Source organism: Myxococcus sp. MxC21-1 (assembly GCF_032612255.1).
GTDB classification, from domain to species: Bacteria; Myxococcota; Myxococcia; order Myxococcales; family Myxococcaceae; genus Myxococcus; species Myxococcus virescens.
In genome coordinates this window covers 7225116-7247106 of the sequence record NZ_CP123278.1, presented here as the reverse complement: position 1 = coordinate 7247106, position 21991 = coordinate 7225116, and the positions used below count along the sequence as shown (strand labels likewise).

Here is a 21991-nt window from a genome sequence, read left to right as displayed (position 1 = left end):
GCTCGCGGGGGCTCCTGCGCCCAGGCGGCGTTTGGGCCCGAGAGGACCAGCATGGCCAACCCGATGGAGTGGGCTCGTGAAACCTTCACCTGGGACACGCTACCGCAACGACGGGCGCGCGTCGCCCTAACCAGCGGAGGCCTCGGAAACAGGCTGGGTACGGCCCTTGCGGCGCAGCAGCACGATGGCCAGCGGGATGCCGCCCAGCAGGAGCTGGGGAACGAGCGAGAGCGCGTCCGGATAGATGCCCAGCACGTCCACGGTGATGAAGGGCACGGGTGCGAGCGGCAGCGCACCGACTTCCTGCAGCGAGTGGAGGCCCTTGCCCAGCAGCATCACGGCGGTGAGGACCAGGATGACGGTGGACGCGTTGAAGAGCGTCTTCATCGGCAGGCGGTAACCCAGCCGGTTGATGAAGAGGACCATCACCACCATGGCCACCGCACCCGCGAGCGCGCCCCAGGCCACGCCCTGTGGCGAGTCCAGCGCGAGCCCCTGGAGGAAGATGGCCGTCTCGAAGCTCTCACGCAGCACGGCGGTGAAGGCGATGAGGAACAGGCCCAGCATGCTGCCTCGGCCCAGCGCGCCCTGCATCTTCTCGCGCAGCTCGCCCATGAACTGGCTGATGTTGGAGCGGGCGTTGAGCCACAGCGCCGCGTACACCAGCATGCCCACCGCCGCGAGCGCGGCGATGCCTTCCATCCACTCGCGCTGGGCGCCGGCCAGCAGGTGGCGGCCGAGCACGTAGGACAGCGCGCCGACGATGAGCGCGGAAATCCATCCGAAGTGCACCACGCGGGCGTGCTCGGTGGCCTTCATCTTCCGCAGCGCGGCCAGCAGCGCCGCGACGATGATGGTCGCCTCGAAGCCCTCGCGCAGCAGGATGAGCAGCGTCAGCCACATCGTGGACAGCAGGCTCGCGGTGGTGCCCGAGTCACGCCGCGCCTGGTCCAGCAGGGCCAGCAGCTCCCGGCCCTCGTCCTGGAGGTGCGGGCTGCCGCGCTCCGCCGCCATGCGGGCCTTGAGGAAGCCCTGCTCGATTTTCAGCGTCAACGCCGAGTCGCGCGCGCTGAGCTTCGGCTCCACCGGCTCCACGCCGTTGAGGTAGCCGTCCAGCAGGGCCGCCTTCGCGCCCGCGATGTCACCCGCGGCGCCCAGGCGCATGGCCTGCTGCACGTTCTCCCGGGCGGCGAGCAGCGAGCGCTCCTCGTCCGCGTCCAGCATCTTCCGGCGCAGACAGGCGAGGTTCTCCTGACCGAACTCCTTCACCAGGTCCGCGTCGGTGGCGTTGGCCAGCCGCTCCAGGGAGACGCGCGGCGGCGTGCCCTCGCACTCGGGCAGGCGCATGGTGAAGACGTAGAAGGCCAGCGACCAGCGCTCCTCCTCGGACAGGGTGGGGTAGGCCGGCATCGCGGTGCCGGGCACGCCGAAGCTGGTGGTGTTGAAGGCCTTGTACGGCGTGAGGCCTTCCATCAGCTCCGCGTCCTGGAAGTTGGCGGGCGCTGGCTCCATGTTGGCGGCGATGGCCACGTTCGCGCTGCCGTCAGCGCCATGGCACGCGGCGCAGTTGGTGGCGAACAGCGACTGGCCCAGCGCCAGGTCCGGCGGGCGGCGTGGGCTGCGGGCCAGCCCTCCGGCCGTGACGAGGTTCTCCACCAGCTCACCGCAGTCGCGGCTGACGCCGTCCGGGTCCTCGCCCTTGTCCACGCGGGCCTGGATGTCCTGCACGCGCGGCAGGAAGGCCGCTGCCGCGGGGCCCAGGCCGCGCGCCGCGTCCACCGCCTCCGCCGCGAAGCTCTTCTGCTCCGCCAGCTCGAACGCGGACTGCGACTCGATGGCGAGCGGATAGTCCGCCTCCAGATACTGGAGGATGCCGATGAGCCGGTGCCACGTGCGTTCCTCGGAGGCGCCGTCGTCCGCGCGGGACGCGATAGGCAGGGCAAGCAGGAGGAACAGCAGCAGCGAGGCGGCGCGAGTCATGCCACCCCTCTACCAGTGGGGTGGTGGCCTTTCAATCTTGCGAAGCAACTTCAAAATCTACCGGACTCAGGTCGCGCCCACACCAGAACTGCCCGTGGGTCCAATCGTCTCGACGACCTGGAGCGAGCCCACGCGGAGTGAATCCACCTGCCAGTCATCACCCCGCAGCTTGCCAATGGTCAGGGCTCGGATGGCCAGGGTGCCGATGCTGAGCGCGCCGATGGCGAGCGCTCCCAGCGCGGTGGCTCCAACGGCCAGTGCGGGCAGGGCACGAGATCGGGGCCTCAGCCGGTGACGCAGCAAGGGAGCAAGCCGGAGGCTGGCCACGAGCGCGGCCACGTTGGAAGCCGTGAGCACGGCGGCGCTGGAGAGGGCCGCGGTCCGCCACGGCACGTCGATGGGACGAGAGAGGAGGGTGGTCTGCATCCCGTGGAAGTGTGCATGGCGTCAGGACGTGCCAGGCGGCGGGATGGGAGGCCCCCGGCCGGATGGATGGCCGGGCGCCTCGTGCTTCACCTTCGCGCTACGGCTCGATGATGATTTCGCAGTACTGCGGGAAGCGGTCGCACGGGTAGCAGACGCCACCGGGGCCGCCCACGCAGACCTCGTTGGCGGCACACCGGCCCTGCAAATCACACAGGCGCAGCTCCTGCTCGGCGCTTCCCGTTTCGTCCACGGGAGCCTCCTCCACGGGGCCGCCACAGGCCATCATCACCACCGCCGCAACCAATCCAAGTCCTCGCGTCCACGTCTTGTGCATCCGGAACTCCATGGGACTGCCGGGTGAGGTCTGGATTGTGCGCTTAACGTTTGAAGGAAGGAATGTGGGCGCGCGCCCTCGCCCGGGCATGCATGTAGACGCCGCCGGGCGAAGGGGTGCGTCAGCGCTCGTAGGTGAGGAAGGTATGGGGTGGCTCGGCGTCGGGATGTGCTTCCTCTTCGACGCATGTCCAACCCGACAGGTCCACGTCGGGGAACCAGGTGTCGCCAGGAAAGTCCCGGGCGATGCGCGTGAGGTAGAGGCGCTGCACGCGGTCCATCGTCTGGGCGTAGAGGTCCGCGCCTCCGGCGATGAAGACCTCCGAGTCGCCGCTGGCCTTTGCCAGGGAGAGCGCTTCGTCCACGGAGTGTGCCACCTGGACACCCGGGGGCGCGAAGTCACGCTGGCGGGTGACGACGATGAAGGTGCGGCCCGGCAGCGGGCGGCCGATGGACTCGTACGTCTTGCGCCCCATCACCAGGGTGTGGCCCATGGTGATGCGCTTGAAGCGCGCGAGGTCCGCGGGCAGCCGCCACGGGAGCTGGTTGCCCGCGCCGATGACCCGGTTCGCCGCCATGGCGACGATGGCGGACAGCTTCATACGGCCACGGGCGCCTTGATGGCGGGGTGCGGGTCGTAGCCTTCGAGCGTGAAGTCCTCGTACTTGAAGGCGAAGAGGTCCGTCACCTCGGGGTTGATGCGCATGCGAGGCAGGGGGCGCGGTTCGCGCGACAGTTGCGTCTTCGCCTGCTCGACGTGGTTCAGGTACAGGTGCGCGTCACCCACGGTGTGGATGAACTCGTGCGCCTGCAGGCCCGTCACCTGCGCCACCATCATCGTCAGCAGTGAGTACGAGGCGATGTTGAAGGGCAACCCCAGGAAGAGGTCCGCGCTGCGCTGATAGAGCTGGCAGGACAGCCGCCCGTTGGCCACGTAGAACTGGAAGAGGACGTGGCAGGGCGGCAGCTTCATGGACGGGAGGTCCGCCACGTTCCACGCGCTGATGATGTGGCGGCGCGAGTCGGGGTTCTTTTTCAGCCCCTCCACCAGCGCCTTCATCTGGTCGATGTGTCCACCATCGGGCGCCGTCCACGAGCGCCACTGGTGCCCGTACACGGGGCCGAGGCTGCCGTCGGCGTTGGCCCACTCGTCCCAGATGGTGACGCCCTGGGCCTGGAGTGTGCGCACGTTGGTGTCCCCCGCGAGCATCCACAGCAGCTCATGGAGGATGGACTTCGTGTGCAGCTTCTTCGTGGTGAGGAGCGGGAAGCCTTGCGTGAGGTCGAACCGGAGCTGGGGCCCGAAGACGCTGAGCGTCCCCGTGCCGGTACGGTCGCCCTTCTTCACCCCATGGTGCAGGACGTGGTCGAGCAGGGACAGGTAGGGCGTCATGGGGCCCATGTAACTGAGCCGGTGGCCGACTGAAAGTTCTAAGCAGGATCGCCGCTCGGAGTGAAATGGGTGCAGCCCCGCACATCGGGGGCGCCGTCCTGCGGCTTCTCATGGACGCCAGTCGTCACGCACCGTTAGAAGCCGGGGCATGAAACTCTATACGAAGACGGGTGATGCGGGAGAGACCGGTCTGTTCGGTGGCGGACGCGTCTCGAAGGACGACGTTCGTGTGGACGCGTATGGGGAAGTGGACGAACTGAACGCGACCCTCGGCCTGGTGCGGAGCTTCGAGGGACCCACGGACGTGGACGCGTTGCTCCACCGGCTCCAGGACCAGCTCTTCACGGTGGGCGCGGTGCTGGCCACGCCTGAGGGCACGAAGGCGTCGGCGCACATCCCCGAGCTGAAGGCCGAGTGGGCGGAAGACATGGAGCGCGCCATCGACGGCTTCGAGGCGGAGCTGCCGCCGATGACCCACTTCATCCTGCCCGGAGGCACGCAGGCCGCGAGCGCGCTGCACCGGCGCGCACTGTCTGCCGCCGCGCCGAGCGCCGCACGGTGCCGCTGCTGCGCGAAGGGAAGATTCCGAAGGCGGTGGTCGTCTATCTCAACAGGCTCTCCGACCTGCTCTTCGTCCTGGCTCGCGTGGTCAACCACCGTGCGAGCGTGGAAGACGTGAAGTGGATTCCGGCGAAGCCCTCGAAATAGTCGGACGCGCCCCGTGAACGTGCTGCCCACCGCCCATCTGCGTGACCTCGCCAGCTCGGTTGGCTTCGACCTGGTGGGGTTCGCGCGCGCCGAGCCCATCCCGCCCGACTTCCTGATGGAGTGGGTGGCCGCGGGCTACGCGGCGGACATGGACTGGATGGGCGAGCGGGCCGCCGAGCGGCTGGACGTCTCGCTGCTGCTGCCGGGCGCGAAGACGGTCATCTCCTTCGCGAACAACTACTGGCGCGACGACGCGGAGACGGTGGACTCCCCCATCGCGCGCTATGCCCGAGGGCGCGACTACCACTCCACGCTGCGCGACCGGATGAAGGCATTCCGCAAGGCGCTCAACGTGATGTACCCGGGGCTGGGCAGCTACGGCGGCGTGGACAGCGGCCCGCTGATGGAGAAGGTGTGGGCGTCGCGCGCGGGGCTCGGCTACGTGGGGAAGAACGGCTGCTTCATCACCGAGCCCTACGGCTCGTGGGTGCTGCTGGCCACGCTCGTGGTGGATGCCGAGGTCGACGACTACGGCAACGGCCCCGCGGCGGACCGGTGTGGCGCGTGCCGCCGCTGCCTCATGTCCTGTCCCACGGGCGCGCTGGTGGGCAACGGCCGCGTGGACGCGCGCGCGTGCCTGTCCTACCAGACCATCGAGAACCGCGAGCAGCAGGTGCCGGAGGCGTTCCGGTTCAAGTTCGACAACCTGATTTTCGGCTGCGACATCTGCCAGCAGGTGTGTCCGCTGAACCGCCGGCCGGTGTTCGCGGAGCATCCGCGCTTCGCGCCCCGAGCGGTGGCGGAATTGGGTGTGCGCGAGCTCGCGGGACTCACAGTGGAACAGTATGAGCACCTAATACCTGGCACCGCGCTGGCGCGCGCACGGTATGACGGGCTGCGCCGCAACGCCGTGTATGCGTTGGGTGTGGCGAAGCAGGCGGACACGAAACCGTTGCTGGAAAAGCTCTGCGGCGATTCGAGTGAATTGGTACGTACCGCCGCGCAATGGGCGCTCCTTCAGCTCGACCCCTGACGTCCACCTCTCCGCAGTCATTGGGCCCTGTCTACGCCGGGCTCATCCTCCAGGTCCTCATCAGCGCGGGGACGTACCTGGCTGGCAAGCGCGCGATGTCGGAGCTGGCGCCGCTCACGGTGGTGCTGTGGCGTTTCGTGTTGAGTGGCTCGGTGTTCATGCTGTTGCTGTGTTTCCTGCCCGGGCCCCGGCTGCCGCCGCGCAACGAGTGGGGGCGGGTGTTGCTGCTGGGCCTGCTGGCGGGGCCGGTGAACCAGGTGTTCTTTTTCTATGGACTGTCCCAGTCCACGGCGGCGCACGCGGCGCTGCTCTACGCGCTGACGCCGCTGGGCGTGTACCTGCTCAGCCTGGGGCGCGGGCATGAGCGCGCCTCGCTCCGGGCGATGGGCGGCATCATCACGGCGTTCGCGGGCGTGGTGGTGTTGCTGTTGGGGCGCGGGCTGGCGGATGCGAGCGGCTCGTTGATGGGAGACCTGCTCATCCTGGGCGCGGTGATGTCGTGGGTGGTGTACACGACGGAGGGCAAGCCGTTCGTCGCCATCCACGGGCCGATTCGCGCGACGTCGTGGAGCATGGTGGCCTCCACGTTGATGATGATGCTGATGGCGCCGTTCTTCGCGAAGCCGGAGGCGGTGCTCGCGGCGAGCTCCGCGGCTCGCTACTCCATCGTCTACCTGGGCCTGCTCACGTCGGTGGTGGCGTACCTGCTCTGGTACTTCGCGCTGTCGCGGGTGCCGGCGTCGAAGGTGGCCGTGTTCTCCAACCTCCAGCCCGCGGCGACCGCGCTGGCCGCCTGGGCCATCCTGGACGAGGCGCTGCACTGGGAAATCGCCGTGGGCGGGGTGCTCGTGCTCCTCGGCGTGCGACTGACGCAGGCGGCGCACGTCCGGTCGCCCGCCGCAGCGCCGGCCGTGCCAGAGCGGCCTCCTGCCTCATCGAGTGTCGGATAGCCGCAAGACTCGGAGTGCTGGGCCTGTCGTCGCCCTTTAGCTTCCCGTCATGGCCGCAAGGGTTTCCCGGAAGGAAGCAGACGTCGTGTCCACGCAGAGGGTGACGGCGGGAAGGTCACGCCCGCCCGGCTCGGTCCGAGCCGTGAAGCATGTCCCGGAGCGGGTGGCCGACGTCGACTGGGCACGCGTCTCGGAGGAACTGGACGCGCGAGGCTGCGCGACGTTGGAGCGGCTCGTGACACCGGCCGAGTGTGACGCTCTGGCGGCGCTGTATCCGGAAGACGCCGTGTTCCGCAGCCGCGTGGTGATGGCGCGGCACGGCTTCGGAAGGGGGGAGTACAAGTACTTCGAGTACCCGCTGCCAGACGTGGTCGCCGGGCTGCGCGAGGCGCTGTACCCCCGGCTCGCGCCGATTGCGAACCGGTGGAACACGGCCATGGGAATCGAGGTGCGGTACCCGGAGTCGCATGCGGCGTACCTCGAACGCTGCCACGCGGCGGGGCAGGTGCGGCCGACGCCGCTGCTGTTGCGGTACGAGGCGGACGACTACAACTGCCTGCACCAGGATCTCTATGGGGAGCACGTCTTCCCGCTCCAGGTGGCGATTCTGCTGTCGGAGCCCGGACGGGACTTCACGGGAGGCGAGTTCATCCTCACCGAGCAGCGTCCGCGCATGCAGTCACGGGCGGAGGTCGTCCCGCTGCGCCAGGGAGACGCGGTGGTGTTCGCCGTCCACCACCGCCCGGTGCAGGGCACGCGAGGCGTGTACCGCGTCAACCTCCGGCACGGCGTCAGCCGCATCCGTTCAGGACAGCGCCACACCGTAGGCGTCATCTTCCATGATGCGGCTTGAGGCGCGCGAATGACGTTGGACTTGTTCGACGGCCTGGGTGGCTCTGGTCCGCGCGAGGAATCGCTGGGCCCCGGTGCCATGGTGCTTCGGGGCTTCGCGCGGGCCCACGATGCGGAGTTGCTGAGCGCGGTCCGGGACGTCGCGCTCGCTTCGCCCTTCCGCCACATGGAGACGCCGGGCGGCTTCCGCATGTCGGTGGCGATGACGAGCTGTGGTTCGTGGGGCTGGGTGACGGACCGGACGGGGTATCGCTATGACGCGGTGGACCCGGTGCAGGGACGGCCCTGGCCGGAGATGCCGGCGGTCTTCCTGCGATTGGCGCAGTTCGCCGCCGCGAAGGCAGGCTTCGAAGGGTTCATCCCAGATGCGTGCCTGGTGAATCGCTACGAGCCCGGGGCGAAGATGTCGCTGCATCAGGACAAGGACGAGCGTGATTTCACCGCGCCCATCGTCTCCGTCTCACTGGGGCTCCCGGCGGTCTTCCTCTTCGGTGGCGCGGAGCGAGCGGACAGGCCGGCGCGCGTACGGTTGAGCCATGGCGACGTGGTCGTCTGGGGCGGACCAGCCCGCCTGCGCTACCACGGCGTCACGCCGCTCAAGCCGGGTCACCATTCGCAGGTGGGGGAGCATCGCATCAATCTGACGTTCCGGAAGGCACGATGATGTCTGGCGCAGGGCTGCGGCCTCCCTGGGCTTCAGTCTCGCGATGAGGACGGGCCCTGATGAAATGGTGGACAGCGGTGAACGCGGTAGAGTGCGTCCATGCTTCGTCCGGGTGAGGACCTGCTTCAGGTGGAAGAGCGGCTGTGGCTTTTGTCCGCGCCGACCGGACAAGGCATCTACGACTTCGCCTTCGACCGCTTCTTCGCATGCCGCCGTCCGTACGTGCTGCCTGAGTCCATGGAGGTGGTGGCCAGGGTTGGCGTCTGGAACGACTACGCCGAGCGCTACCGCGAGTTGGCGGAAGCGGGCATCCGCCTGGTGCACACACCCGAGCAGCACCTCCTGGCCACGGAGCTGCCTCACTGGTACCCGAAGCTCACGGACCTGACTCCGCGGAGCGTCTGGTTCGATGAGCGTCCAGACGCGGAGACCGTGGAGCGTCTGCTGGGGTGGCCCGTGTTCGTGAAGGGTGAGCGGCAGACCAGCCGGCACCGCAAGTCGCTCTCCATCATCGAGGGGCCCGAGCAGTTCCGTCAGGCGATGGCTGCCTATGCAAAGGACCCCATCCTCCACTGGCAGCGAGTGGTGTGCCGGGAGTTGAGGCCCCTGCGCCGGGTCGAAGAGGGCGCGCCGGACCGCATCCCCAGCTCCTTCGAATTCCGCACCTTCTGGTGGAAGGGCGAGCTGGTGGGGTGGGGGCCCTACTGGTGGCAGGGCACGCCGTACACCCTGACGCCGGAAGCGCAGCGAGAGGCGCTCGGGCTCGGGCGTGAGGTGGCACGTCGGCTGGACGTGCCCTTCCTCGTGGTGGACGTGGCCCAGGAAGTATCGGGCCGGTGGATTGTCATTGAGTGCAACGACGGCCAGGAGAGCGGCTATGCGGGGATTTCTCCGTTCGCGCTCTGGCGGGCCATCCTGGATGCCGAGCGCGAAACCGGAGCGGCCTAGCGCGCCTCAGTCCCCGTTCGGGTCCCACTCGGAGATGTCGTACTTGGGCTCTGGCGGCAGCGCCGGCTTGGTGGACTTGCTGGGCTCCGGCTTCTTCACCACCGGAGGCGGCGCGTCGGACACGTCTTCGTCGAGCAGCGGGTCCTTCTTCGCCGGGCTCGCGGAGACCGCGGGCGGAGCAGGCTTCACCGGCTCGGGCACGGCTGGCACGGGCGCGGGCTCTGGCGCCGCCATCACCGTGGGCTCGTCATCCAGAGAGTCCAGGTCGCCCAGGGACGTCGGGTCAGCGGGGGCCGAGGCGGGAGTAGGGGATGGAGGTGGGTCCGATTCACTCGCCCGGTACACGCCCGTCCGCGTGGCCTCCACCGCGACACCGGAGGACGGAGGCGGCGGAGGAACAGGCTCCGGCGCGCGGCGCGAAGGCTCCGCCGTGGCGGAGGACTCCGACGCGCGGTAGCCGTCCCGCCGTCCCGAGGGTTTCTCATCCCCGAACGGGTCCTCCTCGCGGCTGTTGCGCCGGCGGGTGGGCTGCGCATCACCGTCGCCGAACGGGTCCTCCTCGCGGGTCAGCTTCTTTCCCTTCCGCCTCTTCGGTGGATCCGCCACCACCCCGGCGGGCAGCCCCTTCAGCGACGAGTGCCGGTCCGCACACAGGCCCACGTTCTCCTGGCATTCGGCCAGGCAGTGGGTGAGCTGCTTGATGGTTCGCCCGCTGCCTCCGTATTGGATGGAGCAGTCCTCCTTGCAGGTCGCGTAGTCCTCCTGGCAGCCAGAAGGGACGGCGGCCGCGGCGGGGCCGGCGGCGAGGGTCAGGCCAAGAATCAGAAGGGCTCGCATGGCGATTACGAAAACTACCAGTCTTCTGGGGTTCCGGCGCCAGGGGGGCGCGTTATGGTCCCCTGGCGCGATGGTCGCGCCACGAGGAGGCACATGGCTGTCAGGGTGGGCATCATCGGGAGCCCCGGGTTGGCCCAGGCACTGGGCATCCCCGGCAAGGGCGAGTCCCACATCTTGGAGACGCCCTTCGGTCCTCACGCGGGCCCCATCGTCACCACCGAGCTCGACGGCGTCTCCGTCGCCTTCGTCGCCCGCCACGGCACCGGCCACGTCTACAACGCCACCCGCGCGCCCTACCGCGCGAACATGTACGCGCTGAAGGTCCTGGGCGTCACCCACGTCCTCGCCACCGGCACCGTGGGCAGTCTGCGCGAGCACATCCATCCGCTCCAGCTCGCCCTGCCGGACCAGGTCATCGACCGCACCTATCGCCGTCCCTGCACCTTCTACGACGACGTCGCCGTCCACGTGGACCTGGGGAACCCCTTCTGCGGCACCCTGCGTCAGGTGCTGGAGCACGCCAGGGACCCGCTGGGGCCGACCGTGCACACCGAGGCCACCTACGTCTGCATCGAAGGCCCGTCCCTCAGCACTCGCGCGGAGAGCATGCTCTACCGCACGTGGGGAGGAGACCTGGTGGGCATGACGGGCATGCCCGAGGCCCGGCTCGCTCGCGAGGCGGAGCTCCACTACGCCATGGTGGCCCTGCCCACGGACTACGACTCGTGGCAGCCGCGCGCGCCAGGGCAGGAGCATGACGATCTGCTGGCGCAGGTCTCCCACAACCGGAAGGCCGTCACCGCCAGCGGCGCCGCGCTCATCCGCCGCGCGCTGCCTCGCATCGGCGAAGCCCGCGCCACCTGCCGCTGCGACACCGCGCTGGCCCTGGCCATCGGCACCGAGCGCAGCCGCATCCCCGACGAGGTGCGCGGCCGCCTCCGTCCACTGCTGGGCAGATACCTCCCGCCCAACGTCGCCTGACGACACCGCACCAGGTCATTCGGCCGGGCCACACACCGTGCGCTCGCCTGGCCGCCTGCTGCCAAAGCGCGCTTCCGTTTTCACCTTCTGAGCCCCGGTACGACCTGGAGCGAGGAGGCGAGCATGCGGTTGCCCAGACTCAAGCACCTGTCCTGGCGCGAGTTCAGCCGGCGCTTCGTGAGGGAGTTCCAGGAGGACAGCGTCACCGACATCGCGGCGCAGCTGTCGTACTACCTGCTGTTCTCGCTGTTCCCCTTCCTCTTCTTCCTCGTCACGCTGGTGGCGTACCTGCCGTTCGCCCCGGGCGTGGTGGACGCGATGTTGGACCGCATCCGTCCGCTGGTGCCGGGAGACGCGCTGGGCCTCATCACCGGCCACCTGCAGTCCCTGGTCAACCAGCCCCAGCCCAAGCTGTTGACGGCCGGTCTGGTCATCACGCTGTGGTCCGCGTCGCGCGGCGTGAATGCGCTGCGCACCGCGCTCAACCTGGCCTACGACGTCTCTGAATCCCGGCCCCTCTGGAAGACGCAGGGCCTGGCGATGCTGGTGACGCTGATGGGCTCGCTGCTCATCCCGCTGTCCTTCGCCGCGTTCCTGCTCGGCGGGCGGCTGGGGCTGTGGCTGGCGGGGAAGCTGCAACTCGTGGACGCCTTCCACCTCGTGTGGTCCTGGCTGCGCTGGCCCTTCACCACGTCACTGGTGATGCTGGTGCTGGCGCTCTGCTACTACCTGCTGCCCGACGTGAAGCAGCGCTTCAAGTACATCACCCCCGGCTCCGTCCTGGGCACGGGCCTGTGGCTGACGAGCACCTGGGGCTTCACGCAGTACGTGGAGCACTTCGGCAAGTACAACGTCACCTACGGCTCCATCGGTGGCGTGATGGTGCTGCTGCTGTGGCTCTACCTCTCCGGGCTCATCTTCATCGTCGGAGGCGAAGTCAACGCCATCCTCGAGCACGCCTCGGTGGAGGGGAAGTCGAAGGGCGCCCGCGGCTTCGGGGAGCCCGCGCCGCTGGAGCCGCCCTTGAAGACGCACGGCGCGGCCAAGAGCGCCAGCAGCGCCATGCGGTCGAAGCTGGCGCGCTTCCGATGGCGGCGCCGCGTGGCCCGGGGGCAGGAGCCCGAGCCCACCGTGGAGGAGCAGGACCCTCGCTCCTCCACGCTGCACTGAGGGCTGGGGAACTACTTTCCGCCCAGGGCCTGCTTGATGGCGGGAAGCCCGCCCGGGCCGTTGTTGCTGCCCCGCAGTTTCTTCTGCGAGATGATCTTCTGGATGTTCGCGATGCGATCCCTGTTGGTGGGGTGCGTGCTCAGCCACTTCATCAGCGCGGGCGTGTCGCCCTGCTCCTTCTGGAGCTTCTCGAAGAAGGTGATGAGGCCCCGCGGGTCGTAGCCCGCGCCGGAGGCGTAGCGGGCGCCGTACTCGTCGGCTTCAATCTCCTCGCCGCGGCCGTGCGCCAGCAGCGTGCCGCCGCTCACCAGCGACGCGGCGATCTGCGCCACGGTGCCCGGGTTCTGCCCCAGCGCCGCCTGGGTGATGGCCTGCAGGCCCATCTGGTTGACCATGGCGCGCGCGGAGTGACGGCCCACGACATGGCCCGCCTCGTGCGCCATGACGCCGGCCAGCTCCGCCTCCGTGTCCGCGGCCAGGATGAGGCCGGTGTAGACGTACAGGTAGCCGCCGGGCGTGGCGAAGGCGTTGACCATCTTCGGGTCGTCGATGACGTTGATCTTCCACTTCACCCCGGGCCGGTCCTTGGAGGCCTGGTTCAGGATGCTGGCGGAGATGCCGCGCACGTAGTCGACGACGGCCGCGTTCTGCACGTATTTGATCTTCTCCTTCGTCTCCAGCTCCGCCTTGACCTGCTTGCCGAGCTGCTCCTCCTGCTCGTCGGAGATGAGGGTGCGGGCCACGGCCTTCTCGGCGGAGATGCGCTGCTTGGCGCAGCCCGTCGACAGGCCCAATGCCAGGGTGACTCCCAGTACCGCCACGAGGATGCGCTGCATGACGAGTGCTGCCTTTCTTTCCAGAGGTCTACGCCGCGTCGCTCCGCGGAAGGCGCGACGCTGGCCCACATCGGCACCTGCCTTCAAGGGCCACGTGGTGCAAGCATCCGGGCATCCGGCTTTCGCGCCGCCCCCCCACCCGTGTTCACTGCCCGGCAGGTAGGCGGTGCGTGGGGACGCCCGCCGGTGTATGTGCCCCGCAGGATGCCAGAGCTACCCGAAGTCGAAATCGCGCGGCGCAACCTGGTGCGCTGGTTCAGCGACCGGCGCCTCGTGCGTGCCGAGTCGGAGAACACCCGCATCTTCCGAGGCGCCGAGCGCCAGCAGTTCGACACGCTGACGGGCCGGTTGGAGTCGCTGGTCCGCCGGGGCAAGTACCTGCTCTTCGCCTTCGAGGGCGGCAAGGGGCTGATGGGGCACCTGGGAATGACGGGCAAGTTCGTCCGCCGCACCGAGGGGCAGGTGGCGCCCTACAGCCGCGCCCGGTTCCATCTGGACGACGGCCATGTCATCCACTTTTCCGATCCACGAATGTTCGGGCGCCTGGAGCCGGCGCCCGCCGCGCGCCTGCGGGAACTGGACGCGGTGCGAATCCTGGGGAGGGATCCGCTGGCGGATGGCCTCACCGCGGGGCAGCTCCAGCAGGCCGTGGGCTCCTCCCGGAAGGAGCTGAAGGTGGCGCTGATGGACCAGGAGCGCATCTCCGGCCTGGGCAACATCCACGCCGCCGAGGCGCTCTTCCGCGCGGGCCTCCACCCCTCGCGCCAGCCCGGCTCCCTGACGCCGGACGAGTGGAAACGCCTGGTCCAGGCCATCCGCGCCGCCATCGACTTCGGCCTCAAGGAGCAGGAGGGGGAGGAGCCGGTGTACCTGGAGGAGGGGCGCTCGGAGAATCCATTCCAGGTGTACGGCCGCGCGGGGAGCCCATGCTCCCAGTGTGGCACCCGGGTCGAGTCCTTCACCCAGGGAGGCCGTACCACCCACTTCTGCCCCCGGTGCCAGCCGGAGGACGGACGCCGAAGTGAGGCGGGGGCGCCGGCCGTTGACGGCGCGAAGGCCCGCCCTGGTAAGCGTTGACACCCCTTGGTCCCGTCGCTTGAATCGCCCGCCTTTCAGACCCGGCCGCCCCAGGTGGCCCTGGAGATCGTTGCCCATGTCTCACGCCCTGCTGGCGGCGCTACTCGTCGCTTCGTCCACGGCCACCGCTCAGACGCCGGTGCCGGAGGGTAGCCCGCCCGCGCCCGCGGAAGCCGCACCCGCTGCTCCCGCCGCCCCCGCGGAGTCTGTTCCCGCGGAGACCGCGCCTGTGTCCTCCACTCGCGAGGGCGTCAGCCGTGACGACCTGGAAGCGCTGAAGGAGGAGCTGCGCGAGGAGATTCGCGCCGAGGCCGCCAAGCAGTCCATTGGCGCCACGGACGAGTGGGCCGAGGAGTTCCCGGAGGAGAAGCGCAAGCTCGAGGTCTTCACGCTCGACGGCTACTTCCGCGTCCGCCCCACGCTCTTCTACAAGTTCGACCTGGGCAAGGCGCCCGGCCGGGAACTCTTCCCGCGCTCGCCTCGCAGCCCGCAGGAGAACACCCAGTCCTTCGCCACCATGCGCGTGCGCCTGGCGCCCACCTTCAACATCTCCGAGCAGGTGGCGTTGAAGATGGAGGTCCTCGGCCTGGACAACTTCATCATGGGCGCCATGCCGGACACGCTGTTGCCCGGCAACACGCGCAACCTCTTCGGCATCTTCTCCGAGAGCCAGGACCCGCTGGCGGACGCGCTCCAGGACTCCATCAAGCTGCGCCGCGCCTACGGTGAGGTGAAGACGCCGGTGGGCATCCTGCGCTTCGGCCGCATGGGCAGCCAGTGGGGCCTGGGCATGCTGCGCAACGACGGCACCTGCTTCGACTGCGACTTCGGCGACACCGTGGACCGCGTCCAGTTCGTCACCAACCCCTTCGAGGGCTGGTACGTGACGCCGATGGTGGACTTCAACTCGGAGGGCGTCACCGACACGCGCGGCACCGTGGGAGAGCCCATCGACCTGACCCAGTCCGATGACTCGCACAGCTGGGTGATTGCCATCGCGCGCCGGGACACCGACCAGGTCATCCGCTCCAAGCTGGACAACAACCAGGGCGTGCTCCAGTACGGCCTGCACTTCACCTACCGCACCCAGAAGTGGGAGTACGACGGCTCCACCACGAATGGCCAGAACACCGGCTTCATCCCGCGGGACGCGACGCTGTTCGTGCCGGACCTGTGGCTGAAGTACGAGGAGAAGAACTGGCGGCTGGAGTTCGAGGCCGCCGCCCAACTGGGCCGCATCGGCAACCGCGCGCTGGACGTGGGCGGCATCAACGACCCCACGCTCAACCAGAGCCTCACCGTGGCCCAGTTCGGCGGCGTGGCGCAGGGCGAGCTGCGGCTGCTGGACCAGAAGCTGTCGCTGAACATGGAGCTGGGCTTCGCCTCCGGTGACAAGGCGGCGGGCTTCGGCAACCAGCCGGGCCGCCCGGGCTCGGGCACCAACGGTCGGACGGTGGAGGGTGACTTCGAGGGCCCGCAGTACGCCTGCGACGTGGGTGGATGCGCGGACAACGCCATCCGCAACTTCCGCTTCAACCGCGACTACCGCATCGACCTCATCCTGTGGCGCGAGCTGCTGGTCGGGGTGACGGACGCGTTCTATGTCCGCCCGTCGGCGAAGTACACCATCACCGAGGGCTTCGACATCTACGGCCGCGTCATCTACTCGCAGGCCATGTACGCGCAGTCCACGCCGTCCTTCACGAACAAGGCGCTGGGCCTGGAGGTCAACGTGGGTGCGGACTACAAGACGGAGGACGGGTTCATCGCCGGCATCGCCTACGGCATCCTGTTCCCGATGAGCGGCCTGCAGGAGTTCAGCGAGACGCTGCGCAACGACCTGGACACGCCGCAGACCATCCGCGCGTGGCTGGGGATGCAGTTCTAGCCATGCGCCAGGTCCTCGCGCGGGTGTGCGTGGCCGCCAGCGTGTCACTGATGCTGGCGGCGTGTGGCATCAAGGGGCCGCCTCGGCCACCCGGGCCGCCGCCAGCGCCCGCGACGCAGACGCAGCCGCCGCCCCCTGAGTCGGAGCGAGGGCCCCTGGAGCCGTCGGGGCCCACACTGTCTCCCACGCCAGAGACCGGGGTGGAGACGCCGCTGTCACCGCCGGAGTCCGAGGACGCGGGAGCCCCGTGAATCACTTCGCCTACCGCAAGGGCGTGCTCCACGCGGAGGATGTGCCGCTAGCGGCCATCGCCGAGTCCGTGGGCACGCCCACCTACGTGTACTCCACCGCCACGCTCACCCGGCACATCCGGGTGGTGACGGAGGCCTTCGGAGACCGGCCGCACCTCATCTGTTACTCGGTGAAGGCCAACTCGAACCTGGCCATCCTCCGGCTCATCGCCGAGCGGGGCGGCGGGTTCGACATCGTCTCCGGCGGTGAGCTGGCCCGGGTGCGGCATGTGGGCGGGGACGCCGGGAAGACGGTGTTCGCTGGTGTGGGCAAGACGCAGGAGGAGATGGAGACGGCGCTGGCCGCGGGCATCCTCCTCTTCAACGTGGAGAGCGCCGAGGAGCTGGAGGCGCTGGACGCGGTGGGCCGCCGCCTGGGGCGCCGCGCGCCGTTCGCCCTCCGCGTGAATCCGGACGTGGATGCGCGCACGCACCGTTACATCTCCACCGGTTTGAAGACGTCGAAGTTCGGCGTGCCGTTCGAGGAGGCGGTGGCCCTCTACGCGCGCGCGAAGAAGATGAAGGGCCTGCTGGCCGCCGGGTTGGATTGCCACATCGGCTCGCAGCTCACCCAGACGGCGCCCATTCGCGCGGCCTTGTCCAAGGTGGCGGGCCTGTACTCCGCGCTCAAGGCGCAGGGCCATCCGCTGGCGTACCTGGACGTGGGCGGCGGGCTGGGCATCACCTATTCGGACGAGACGCCGCCGTCTCCGGAGGAGTACGCCCGCACCGTGCTGGCCGCGGCGGGTTCCACCGGGGCCACGCTCATCCTGGAGCCCGGCCGGGCACTGGTGGGCAACGCGGGCGTGTTGCTCACGCGCGTGCTGTATCGGAAGAAGACGCCAGCGCGGCACTTCGTGGTGGTGGACGCGGGCATGAATGACCTGCTGCGCCCTGCGCTCTACGAGGCGCACCACGGCCTTCAGCCCCTGGTGAAGCGGCGGGGCAAGGCGGTGGAGGTAGACGTGGTGGGGCCGGTGTGTGAATCCACCGACGTGCTGGCGAAGGCGCGGCCCCTGGTGCTTCCGCAAGCAGGCGAGTTGTTCGCTTTCATGAGCGCGGGCGCGTACGGCATGAGTATGTCGTCCACTTATAACTCCCGGCCACGCCCGGCCGAGGTGCTGGTGGACGGTGCGGCGTGGCGCGTGGTCCGGGAGCGGGAGCGCGTCGAGGATCTCTGGCGCGGCGAGCGGGCCTGAACGTATAAGCGCCGGCATGAAGACCTTCGAAGGCTCCATGACGGCGCTGGCCACTCCGTTTCGCAACGGAGCGCTCGATGAGCCCGCTTACCGGGCGCTGGTCCGCCAGCAGATTGAAGGGGGCACCAGCGTGCTGGTCCCCATGGGCACCACCGGCGAGGCCGTGACGATGACGGCCGACGAGCGGGCCCGCGCGGTGAAGGTGGTGGTGGAGGAGGCGAAGGGCCGCGTGACGGTGGTGGGCGGCGCCGGCTCCAACAGCACCGCGGAGACCATCGAAGGCGTGCGCCGCGTGCGCGACGCGGGCGCGGACGGCACGCTCATCGTCACGCCCTACTACAACAAGCCCACGCAGGCGGGCTTGCTGGAGCACTACCGCGCGGTGGCCAAGGCGCACCCGGGCTTCCCCATCATCGCCTACAACGTGCCGGGCCGGACGGGCGTGGACCTGCTGCCCGACACCGTGCTGCGGCTGTGTGACATCCCCGAGGTGGTGGCGCTCAAGGAGGCCACCGGCAGCATGCCTCGGGCCATCGACATCCTGGAGAAGTGCGGCGACCGGATGACGCTCTTGTCCGGTGACGACTTCACCGTGCTGCCCTTCATCGCCTGCGGCGGCAAGGGCGTCATCTCTGTGTCGTCCAACGTGGCGCCGCGGATGATGGCGGACCTGGTGGCGGCGGCGCGCGCGGGGAATGTCGCGGTGGCGCGCGACCTCCAGGTGCGGATGAACGAGCTGCACCGCCTGCTCTTCATCGAGTCCAACCCCACGCCCGTGAAGTGGGGATTGCACGTGATGGGATTGTTCGGGCCCGAAATGCGGTTGCCCCTGGTGCAGATGACCGAGCCCAACGCCGCGAAGCTTCGCGACACCCTGCGCCAGCTGGGCCTGCTCACGGGCTGAGCTTTCCCTCATCCCGCCGTTACCTGGAGCGCGGCAGACATGATTCGCACCGTCATCACCGGCATCACCGGCCGCATGGGCAGCACGTTGCTTCGCCTGGCGCGCGACTCGGGAGACCTGCGGGTGGTGGGCGGCACGGCGCGGCCGGGCAGTGCCTCGGTGGGCCAGGACGCCGGGGTGGCGACGCGGCTGGGCCCGGTGGACGTGACGGTGGTGGACAGCCTGGAGCGAGCGCTGGACGCCGCGCAGGCGGACGTCGTCATCGACTTCACCAGCGCGGAGCTGAGCGTGGCGCACGCGAAGGTGTGCCGCGCGCGGCGTGGCCCTGGTGGTGGGTTCCACTGGCTTCACGCCGGAGGCGTCCGCGGCGCTGGCGGAGAGCGCGAAGGCGGTGCCCATCGTCGCCGCGCCGAACATGTCGGTGGGCGTCAACCTGGTCATCCGCATGGCGGCGGAGCTGGCGCGGGTGCTGGGGCCGGGCTTCGACGTGGAGGTGCTGGAGGCGCACCACCGCATGAAGAAGGACGCGCCCAGCGGCACCGCGCTGCGGCTGGCGGACGTGCTGGCGGAGGCCCTGGGGCGCACCCAGGAGGACCTCACCTTCGCGAGGCATGGGCAGATTGGCGCGCGGCCCGCGCGCGAGATTGGTGTGCAGACGCTGCGGGGCGGCGACGTGGTGGGCGAGCACACCGTGTACTTCTTTGGTGAGGGCGAGCGCATCGAGCTCACGCACCGCGCCACCAACCGAGACCAGTTCGCTGCTGGCGCGCTGAGGGCCGCGCGCTGGGTGGTGGGGCGCGCGCCGGGTCTCCATGACATGGCCGACGTGCTCGGCTTCCAGAGGACTTCATGACGACCGCGCGCTACTGCCGCTTCCTGCATGAGGGCCGTGCGCACCACGGCCGGGTGGAAGGCTCCGAGGTGGTGGTCCTCACCGCCGCGCCCTGGGCCGGCGCGAAGGAGACGGGCATCCACCGCTCGCTGTCCTCGCTGACGCTGCTGGTGCCGTCGGACGCGTCCAAGGTCGTGTGTATCGGTCAGAACTACCGCAAGCACGCGGAGGAGATGGGCAAGCCGGTGCCGCCCGAGCCGCTCATCTTCACCAAGCCCTCCACGGCGCTCAATGGCACGGGCTCGCCCATCCGCATCCCCAAGGCGAGCCAGGAAGTCCACTACGAGGCGGAGCTGGCGCTCGTCATCGGCGAGAAGCTGAAGAACGCCAACGAGTCCACCGCCGCGCGCGCCATCTGGGGCCTCACGTGCTTCAACGACGTGACGGCGCGCGACGTCCAGCGCCGCGAGATTCAGCACACCCGCGCCAAGGGCTACGACACCTTCGCGTGCGCGGGGCCGTGGGCGGTGACGGGCCTGTCTCCCGACGACCTCCGCATCGTGTGCCGGGTGAACGGGCAGGTGCGCCAGGACAGCCGCACGTCCGACATGATTTTCAGTCCCGCGCGCCTGGTGTCGTTCATCTCCCACATCATGACGCTGCTGCCCGGGGACATCGTCAGCACCGGGACGCCGTCGGGTGTGGGGAAGCTGTCGGCCGGGGACACGGTGGAGGTGGAGCTGGAGGGAATCGGAACCCTGGTGAACCCTGTTGAGATGGAGCCGTGAGCGACACCGTCTACGTCGGGTTGGGTTCCAACGAGGGGGAGCGCGAGAATCACCTCGTCGCCGCCCTGTCCGCGCTGTCCCGCATCGACGCGGTGGCGGTGCTCCACTGCTCCTCGCTTTTCGACAGCGCCCCCGTGGGGCCGCCGCAGCCGCGCTTCCTCAACGCGGTGGTGGCCCTGGAGTGTGGCCTGCCGCCGCAGCGGCTGCTCTGCATCCTTCAGCAGATTGAGAAGGACCTGGGCCGCACCCGGGAGGTGCGCTGGGGCCCGCGCACCATCGACCTGGACATCCTCTTCTGGGAGGGACAGGTGGTGGCCGACCCCACGCTCCAGGTGCCCCACCTGGAGCTGCACAAGCGCCGCTTCGCCCTGGAGCCGCTCGTTGAACTGGCGCCCCACCTGCGTCATCCGGTACTGGGGATGTCGGTGAAGGAGCTCCTCGGGAAACTCGCCCCGCAGGATGTCCGCAGGAGCGAGGCCACGTGGTGGCCGGAAGCGAGCTACTCGAGCAACGACACATGAACCTGTCCCTTGCCCTGGCCACCGCGGCGCTGCTGACCGCCCAGCCCTCGACGCTGCCTCCCGGCCACCCGGTCATCCCTCCGGGGACCACGGCCTCCCCCGCCACCTCTGGCATGCCGGAGGGCCACCCGCCGACGGAGGGCGCGGCTCCCAGCATCAGCCCGGAGCAGCTGCCCCCGGGCCACCCGCCCATGTCGGGCACGGGCCGGGCGCCGCCGTCCGCGGAGGAGCTGCTGCGCCAGCTCGACTCCACGGAGGGGCTGGCGGACCGTGAGAAGACCTTCGAAATCGCCGCGTCGCTGGGCCGCCTGTACTACGTGAACGGCCGCAACGCGGACGCCAGCACCTACCTTCAGCAGGCCCTGGCGCGCGCCCAGCCCACGCGGGAGCTGTTCCTGGCGCAGCGCAAGAAGCTGGGCAAGGCCGCGGTGCCCACCGCGGAGGCGGCGGGCTGCGGCTTCACCCCGAACATGCCGGTGGAGGACATGGGCGCCGCCGCGCAGGCGCGCGCGAAGAAGGGGACACCGCGGGCGCGGCGGCCTGTGCGCGCGTGGCGCTGGCGCCGGTGCTGGACGTAGCGGTGATGCAGGCCAACGCGCTCTACCTGTCCAACGACAGCGGCAAGGCGCTGGTGGCCTACGACGCCGTGCTGGAGGTGGAGCCCCTGCACGAGGAGGCCCTCTACGCGCGCGCGGCGCTGCTCTTCGAGACGAAGGGCGACGACGTGGCGGCGCTGAAGAAGGCGGGCGAGGGCTTCGAGGCGGTCGCGACCACGTACCCCGATTCGTTCCGCGCGCCCATGGCGAAGCGGATGGTGGCGCTGGTGGAGGAGACCGTGAAGGCGGGGGCCGCAAGCAGCTGCTCGCCTCGCGCGCGGAGGACCGCCGCATCCGCCTGTCGCAGGCGCCCGCCGCCGCCGCGCCGGATGCGCCGCGGCCGCTGTCGCAGGAGATGGTGGACGCGGTGAAGAGCACCGAGCGCACGCCGGAGCTGGAGCAGGGCCTGGCGAAGCTGGTGGACGAGGGCGAGGAACTCCTGGCGAAGGGCCAGTACCAGGAAGCGCTCGCCAACTACACGCGCGTGGTTCCCTTCCAGCCGGAGAACGGGCGCGCGAAGGCGGGCATGGCCTGGGCCCTGGTGTCCCTGGAGCGTCCCATGGCGGTGCGCGTGTGGGGCGTGGCCGTGCAGACCGACCCGCTCTCCGTGGAGAAGCTGGGCGACACGCTCAAGGCCAAGGGCGACGACAAGGGCGCCAAGGCGCTCTGGGAGAAGCTCGCCACCGACGCGCCGGACTACCCCAACAAGGCGAGCCTCCAGGCGAAGCTGGGCAAGTAGCACCCGCGCGCTCGAAGTGCTTCGCGGCCAGCGGGTCCTGCACGTT

21 protein-coding genes and 3 pseudogenes are annotated in these 21991 nt (G+C 69.5%); 17 read left to right on the top strand and 7 right to left on the bottom strand.

What is annotated here, in order from left to right:
• Nucleotides 1-126: 126 nt before the first annotated feature.
• From QEG98_RS32185 to QEG98_RS32165, 5 genes are all read right to left on the bottom strand, one after another.
• Nucleotides 127-1980: a cytochrome c/FTR1 family iron permease gene (locus tag QEG98_RS32185; RefSeq protein WP_316563998.1), complete on the bottom strand. Its 1854-nt coding sequence runs from the start codon at nucleotides 1978-1980 to the stop codon at nucleotides 127-129.
• Nucleotides 1981-2046: 66 nt separating this feature from the next.
• Nucleotides 2047-2406 carry a hypothetical protein gene (locus tag QEG98_RS32180; protein WP_140866435.1) on the bottom strand — a complete coding sequence of 120 codons (360 nt, stop codon included), beginning with the start codon at nucleotides 2404-2406 and terminating at the stop codon, nucleotides 2047-2049.
• A 97-nt stretch (nucleotides 2407-2503) separates the two neighbouring features.
• Complete coding sequence (locus tag QEG98_RS32175; RefSeq protein ID WP_090492296.1) at nucleotides 2504-2740, bottom strand: hypothetical protein; 237 nt, start codon at nucleotides 2738-2740, stop codon at nucleotides 2504-2506.
• 121 nt (nucleotides 2741-2861) lie between these two features.
• The gene (locus QEG98_RS32170) at nucleotides 2862-3341 is read right to left on the bottom strand and encodes a dihydrofolate reductase (RefSeq protein WP_316563997.1); all 480 of its coding nucleotides are present in this window, start codon (nucleotides 3339-3341) and stop codon (nucleotides 2862-2864) included.
• Nucleotides 3338-4132: a thymidylate synthase gene (locus tag QEG98_RS32165; RefSeq protein ID WP_316563996.1), complete on the bottom strand. Its 795-nt coding sequence runs from the start codon at nucleotides 4130-4132 to the stop codon at nucleotides 3338-3340. The genes QEG98_RS32170 and QEG98_RS32165 overlap by 4 nt, the downstream gene beginning before the upstream one ends.
• Before the next feature lie 148 nt (nucleotides 4133-4280).
• Between QEG98_RS32165 and QEG98_RS32160 the strand changes: the two are divergent.
• The 6 genes and pseudogenes from QEG98_RS32160 (at nucleotide 4281) to QEG98_RS32135 (ending at nucleotide 9287) form a co-directional block, all read left to right on the top strand.
• Nucleotides 4281-4840: pseudogene (locus QEG98_RS32160) on the top strand (cob(I)yrinic acid a,c-diamide adenosyltransferase).
• Between the two features lie 13 nt (nucleotides 4841-4853).
• Nucleotides 4854-5873 (top strand): tRNA epoxyqueuosine(34) reductase QueG, encoded by a 1020-nt coding sequence (queG, locus tag QEG98_RS32155; protein ID WP_316563995.1) that lies wholly within the window; start codon nucleotides 4854-4856, stop codon nucleotides 5871-5873.
• Entirely contained in the window at nucleotides 5846-6823 is a 978-nt protein-coding gene (locus QEG98_RS32150; RefSeq protein ID WP_316563994.1) for a DMT family transporter, read from the top strand. The genes queG and QEG98_RS32150 overlap by 28 nt, the downstream gene beginning before the upstream one ends.
• Nucleotides 6824-6872: 49 nt before the next feature.
• On the top strand, nucleotides 6873-7676 hold the full coding sequence (locus QEG98_RS32145; RefSeq protein WP_316563993.1) for a 2OG-Fe(II) oxygenase: 804 nt from the start codon (nucleotides 6873-6875) through the stop codon (nucleotides 7674-7676).
• A 9-nt stretch (nucleotides 7677-7685) separates the two neighbouring features.
• Nucleotides 7686-8339 carry a DNA oxidative demethylase AlkB gene (gene alkB / locus QEG98_RS32140; RefSeq protein WP_316563992.1) on the top strand — a complete coding sequence of 218 codons (654 nt, stop codon included), beginning with the start codon at nucleotides 7686-7688 and terminating at the stop codon, nucleotides 8337-8339.
• 99 nt (nucleotides 8340-8438) lie between these two features.
• Nucleotides 8439-9287, top strand: coding sequence for an ATP-grasp domain-containing protein (locus QEG98_RS32135; protein ID WP_316563991.1), 849 nt, complete (start codon nucleotides 8439-8441; stop codon nucleotides 9285-9287).
• A 6-nt stretch (nucleotides 9288-9293) separates the two neighbouring features.
• Here QEG98_RS32135 and QEG98_RS32130 read toward each other — a convergent pair whose 3' ends face one another.
• Complete coding sequence (locus QEG98_RS32130) at nucleotides 9294-10124, bottom strand: hypothetical protein (RefSeq protein WP_316563990.1); 831 nt, start codon at nucleotides 10122-10124, stop codon at nucleotides 9294-9296.
• Between the two features lie 93 nt (nucleotides 10125-10217).
• On the opposite strand from QEG98_RS32130, the gene QEG98_RS32125 reads away from it, so the two are divergent.
• On the top strand, nucleotides 10218-11105 hold the full coding sequence (locus QEG98_RS32125; protein ID WP_090492315.1) for an MTAP family purine nucleoside phosphorylase: 888 nt from the start codon (nucleotides 10218-10220) through the stop codon (nucleotides 11103-11105).
• Nucleotides 11106-11228: 123 nt separating this feature from the next.
• Nucleotides 11229-12275 (top strand): YihY/virulence factor BrkB family protein, encoded by a 1047-nt coding sequence (locus tag QEG98_RS32120; protein WP_316563989.1) that lies wholly within the window; start codon nucleotides 11229-11231, stop codon nucleotides 12273-12275.
• A gap of 11 nt (nucleotides 12276-12286) precedes the next feature.
• On the opposite strand, the gene QEG98_RS32115 is transcribed toward QEG98_RS32120, so the two are convergent.
• Nucleotides 12287-13111, bottom strand: coding sequence for a M48 family metallopeptidase (locus QEG98_RS32115; protein ID WP_090492318.1), 825 nt, complete (start codon nucleotides 13109-13111; stop codon nucleotides 12287-12289).
• Between the two features lie 204 nt (nucleotides 13112-13315).
• Here QEG98_RS32115 and mutM point away from each other — a divergent pair, with 204 nt between their 5' ends.
• The 9 genes and pseudogenes from mutM (at nucleotide 13316) to QEG98_RS32065 (ending at nucleotide 21945) form a co-directional block, all read left to right on the top strand.
• Nucleotides 13316-14188 (top strand): bifunctional DNA-formamidopyrimidine glycosylase/DNA-(apurinic or apyrimidinic site) lyase, encoded by an 873-nt coding sequence (gene mutM / locus QEG98_RS32110; RefSeq protein WP_410477873.1) that lies wholly within the window; start codon nucleotides 13316-13318, stop codon nucleotides 14186-14188.
• Between the two features lie 76 nt (nucleotides 14189-14264).
• On the top strand, nucleotides 14265-16076 hold the full coding sequence (locus tag QEG98_RS32100) for a TIGR04551 family protein (protein WP_316563988.1): 1812 nt from the start codon (nucleotides 14265-14267) through the stop codon (nucleotides 16074-16076).
• A 2-nt stretch (nucleotides 16077-16078) separates the two neighbouring features.
• Nucleotides 16079-16327 (top strand): LPS translocon maturation chaperone LptM, encoded by a 249-nt coding sequence (gene lptM / locus QEG98_RS32095; RefSeq protein ID WP_316563987.1) that lies wholly within the window; start codon nucleotides 16079-16081, stop codon nucleotides 16325-16327.
• Nucleotides 16324-17565: a diaminopimelate decarboxylase gene (gene lysA / locus QEG98_RS32090; RefSeq protein WP_316563986.1), complete on the top strand. Its 1242-nt coding sequence runs from the start codon at nucleotides 16324-16326 to the stop codon at nucleotides 17563-17565. Before lptM ends, lysA begins: the two co-directional genes overlap by 4 nt.
• Before the next feature lie 16 nt (nucleotides 17566-17581).
• Entirely contained in the window at nucleotides 17582-18469 is an 888-nt protein-coding gene (gene dapA / locus QEG98_RS32085; protein ID WP_316563985.1) for a 4-hydroxy-tetrahydrodipicolinate synthase, read from the top strand.
• A gap of 39 nt (nucleotides 18470-18508) precedes the next feature.
• Nucleotides 18509-19322, top strand: a pseudogene (dapB, locus tag QEG98_RS32080) (4-hydroxy-tetrahydrodipicolinate reductase).
• Nucleotides 19319-20089: a fumarylacetoacetate hydrolase family protein gene (locus tag QEG98_RS32075; RefSeq protein WP_090492332.1), complete on the top strand. Its 771-nt coding sequence runs from the start codon at nucleotides 19319-19321 to the stop codon at nucleotides 20087-20089. Before dapB ends, QEG98_RS32075 begins: the two are co-directional and overlap by 4 nt.
• On the top strand, nucleotides 20086-20610 hold the full coding sequence (gene folK, locus QEG98_RS32070; protein WP_011555876.1) for a 2-amino-4-hydroxy-6-hydroxymethyldihydropteridine diphosphokinase: 525 nt from the start codon (nucleotides 20086-20088) through the stop codon (nucleotides 20608-20610). The genes QEG98_RS32075 and folK overlap by 4 nt, the downstream gene beginning before the upstream one ends.
• Nucleotides 20607-21945, top strand: a pseudogene (locus QEG98_RS32065) (hypothetical protein). Before folK ends, QEG98_RS32065 begins: the two are co-directional and overlap by 4 nt.
• Nucleotides 21946-21991: the final 46 nt, after the last annotated feature.

Bases quoted from the DNA above. Each gene is read 5' to 3' on its own strand.
- QEG98_RS32120 (WP_316563989.1), top strand. From the start codon at position 11,229: ATGCGGTTGCCCAGACTCAAGCACCTGTCCTGGCGCGAGTTCAGCCGG.
- lptM (WP_316563987.1), top strand. From the start codon at position 16,079: ATGCGCCAGGTCCTCGCGCGGGTGTGCGTGGCCGCCAGCGTGTCACTG.
- dapA (WP_316563985.1), top strand. From the start codon at position 17,582: ATGAAGACCTTCGAAGGCTCCATGACGGCGCTGGCCACTCCGTTTCGC.
- QEG98_RS32145 (WP_316563993.1), top strand. From the start codon at position 6,873: ATGGCCGCAAGGGTTTCCCGGAAGGAAGCAGACGTCGTGTCCACGCAG.
- QEG98_RS32125 (WP_090492315.1), top strand. From the start codon at position 10,218: ATGGCTGTCAGGGTGGGCATCATCGGGAGCCCCGGGTTGGCCCAGGCA.
- QEG98_RS32135 (WP_316563991.1), top strand. From the start codon at position 8,439: ATGCTTCGTCCGGGTGAGGACCTGCTTCAGGTGGAAGAGCGGCTGTGG.
- QEG98_RS32175 (WP_090492296.1), bottom strand. From the start codon at position 2,740: ATGCACAAGACGTGGACGCGAGGACTTGGATTGGTTGCGGCGGTGGTG.
- QEG98_RS32115 (WP_090492318.1), bottom strand. From the start codon at position 13,111: ATGCAGCGCATCCTCGTGGCGGTACTGGGAGTCACCCTGGCATTGGGC.
- QEG98_RS32075 (WP_090492332.1), top strand. From the start codon at position 19,319: ATGACGACCGCGCGCTACTGCCGCTTCCTGCATGAGGGCCGTGCGCAC.
- QEG98_RS32180 (WP_140866435.1), bottom strand. From the start codon at position 2,406: ATGCAGACCACCCTCCTCTCTCGTCCCATCGACGTGCCGTGGCGGACC.
- alkB (WP_316563992.1), top strand. From the start codon at position 7,686: ATGACGTTGGACTTGTTCGACGGCCTGGGTGGCTCTGGTCCGCGCGAG.
- QEG98_RS32170 (WP_316563997.1), bottom strand. From the start codon at position 3,341: ATGAAGCTGTCCGCCATCGTCGCCATGGCGGCGAACCGGGTCATCGGC.
- QEG98_RS32130 (WP_316563990.1), bottom strand. From the start codon at position 10,124: ATGCGAGCCCTTCTGATTCTTGGCCTGACCCTCGCCGCCGGCCCCGCC.
- QEG98_RS32100 (WP_316563988.1), top strand. From the start codon at position 14,265: ATGTCTCACGCCCTGCTGGCGGCGCTACTCGTCGCTTCGTCCACGGCC.
- mutM (WP_410477873.1), top strand. From the start codon at position 13,316: ATGCCAGAGCTACCCGAAGTCGAAATCGCGCGGCGCAACCTGGTGCGC.
- QEG98_RS32185 (WP_316563998.1), bottom strand. From the start codon at position 1,980: ATGACTCGCGCCGCCTCGCTGCTGCTGTTCCTCCTGCTTGCCCTGCCT.
- QEG98_RS32150 (WP_316563994.1), top strand. From the start codon at position 5,846: ATGGGCGCTCCTTCAGCTCGACCCCTGACGTCCACCTCTCCGCAGTCA.
- QEG98_RS32165 (WP_316563996.1), bottom strand. From the start codon at position 4,132: ATGACGCCCTACCTGTCCCTGCTCGACCACGTCCTGCACCATGGGGTG.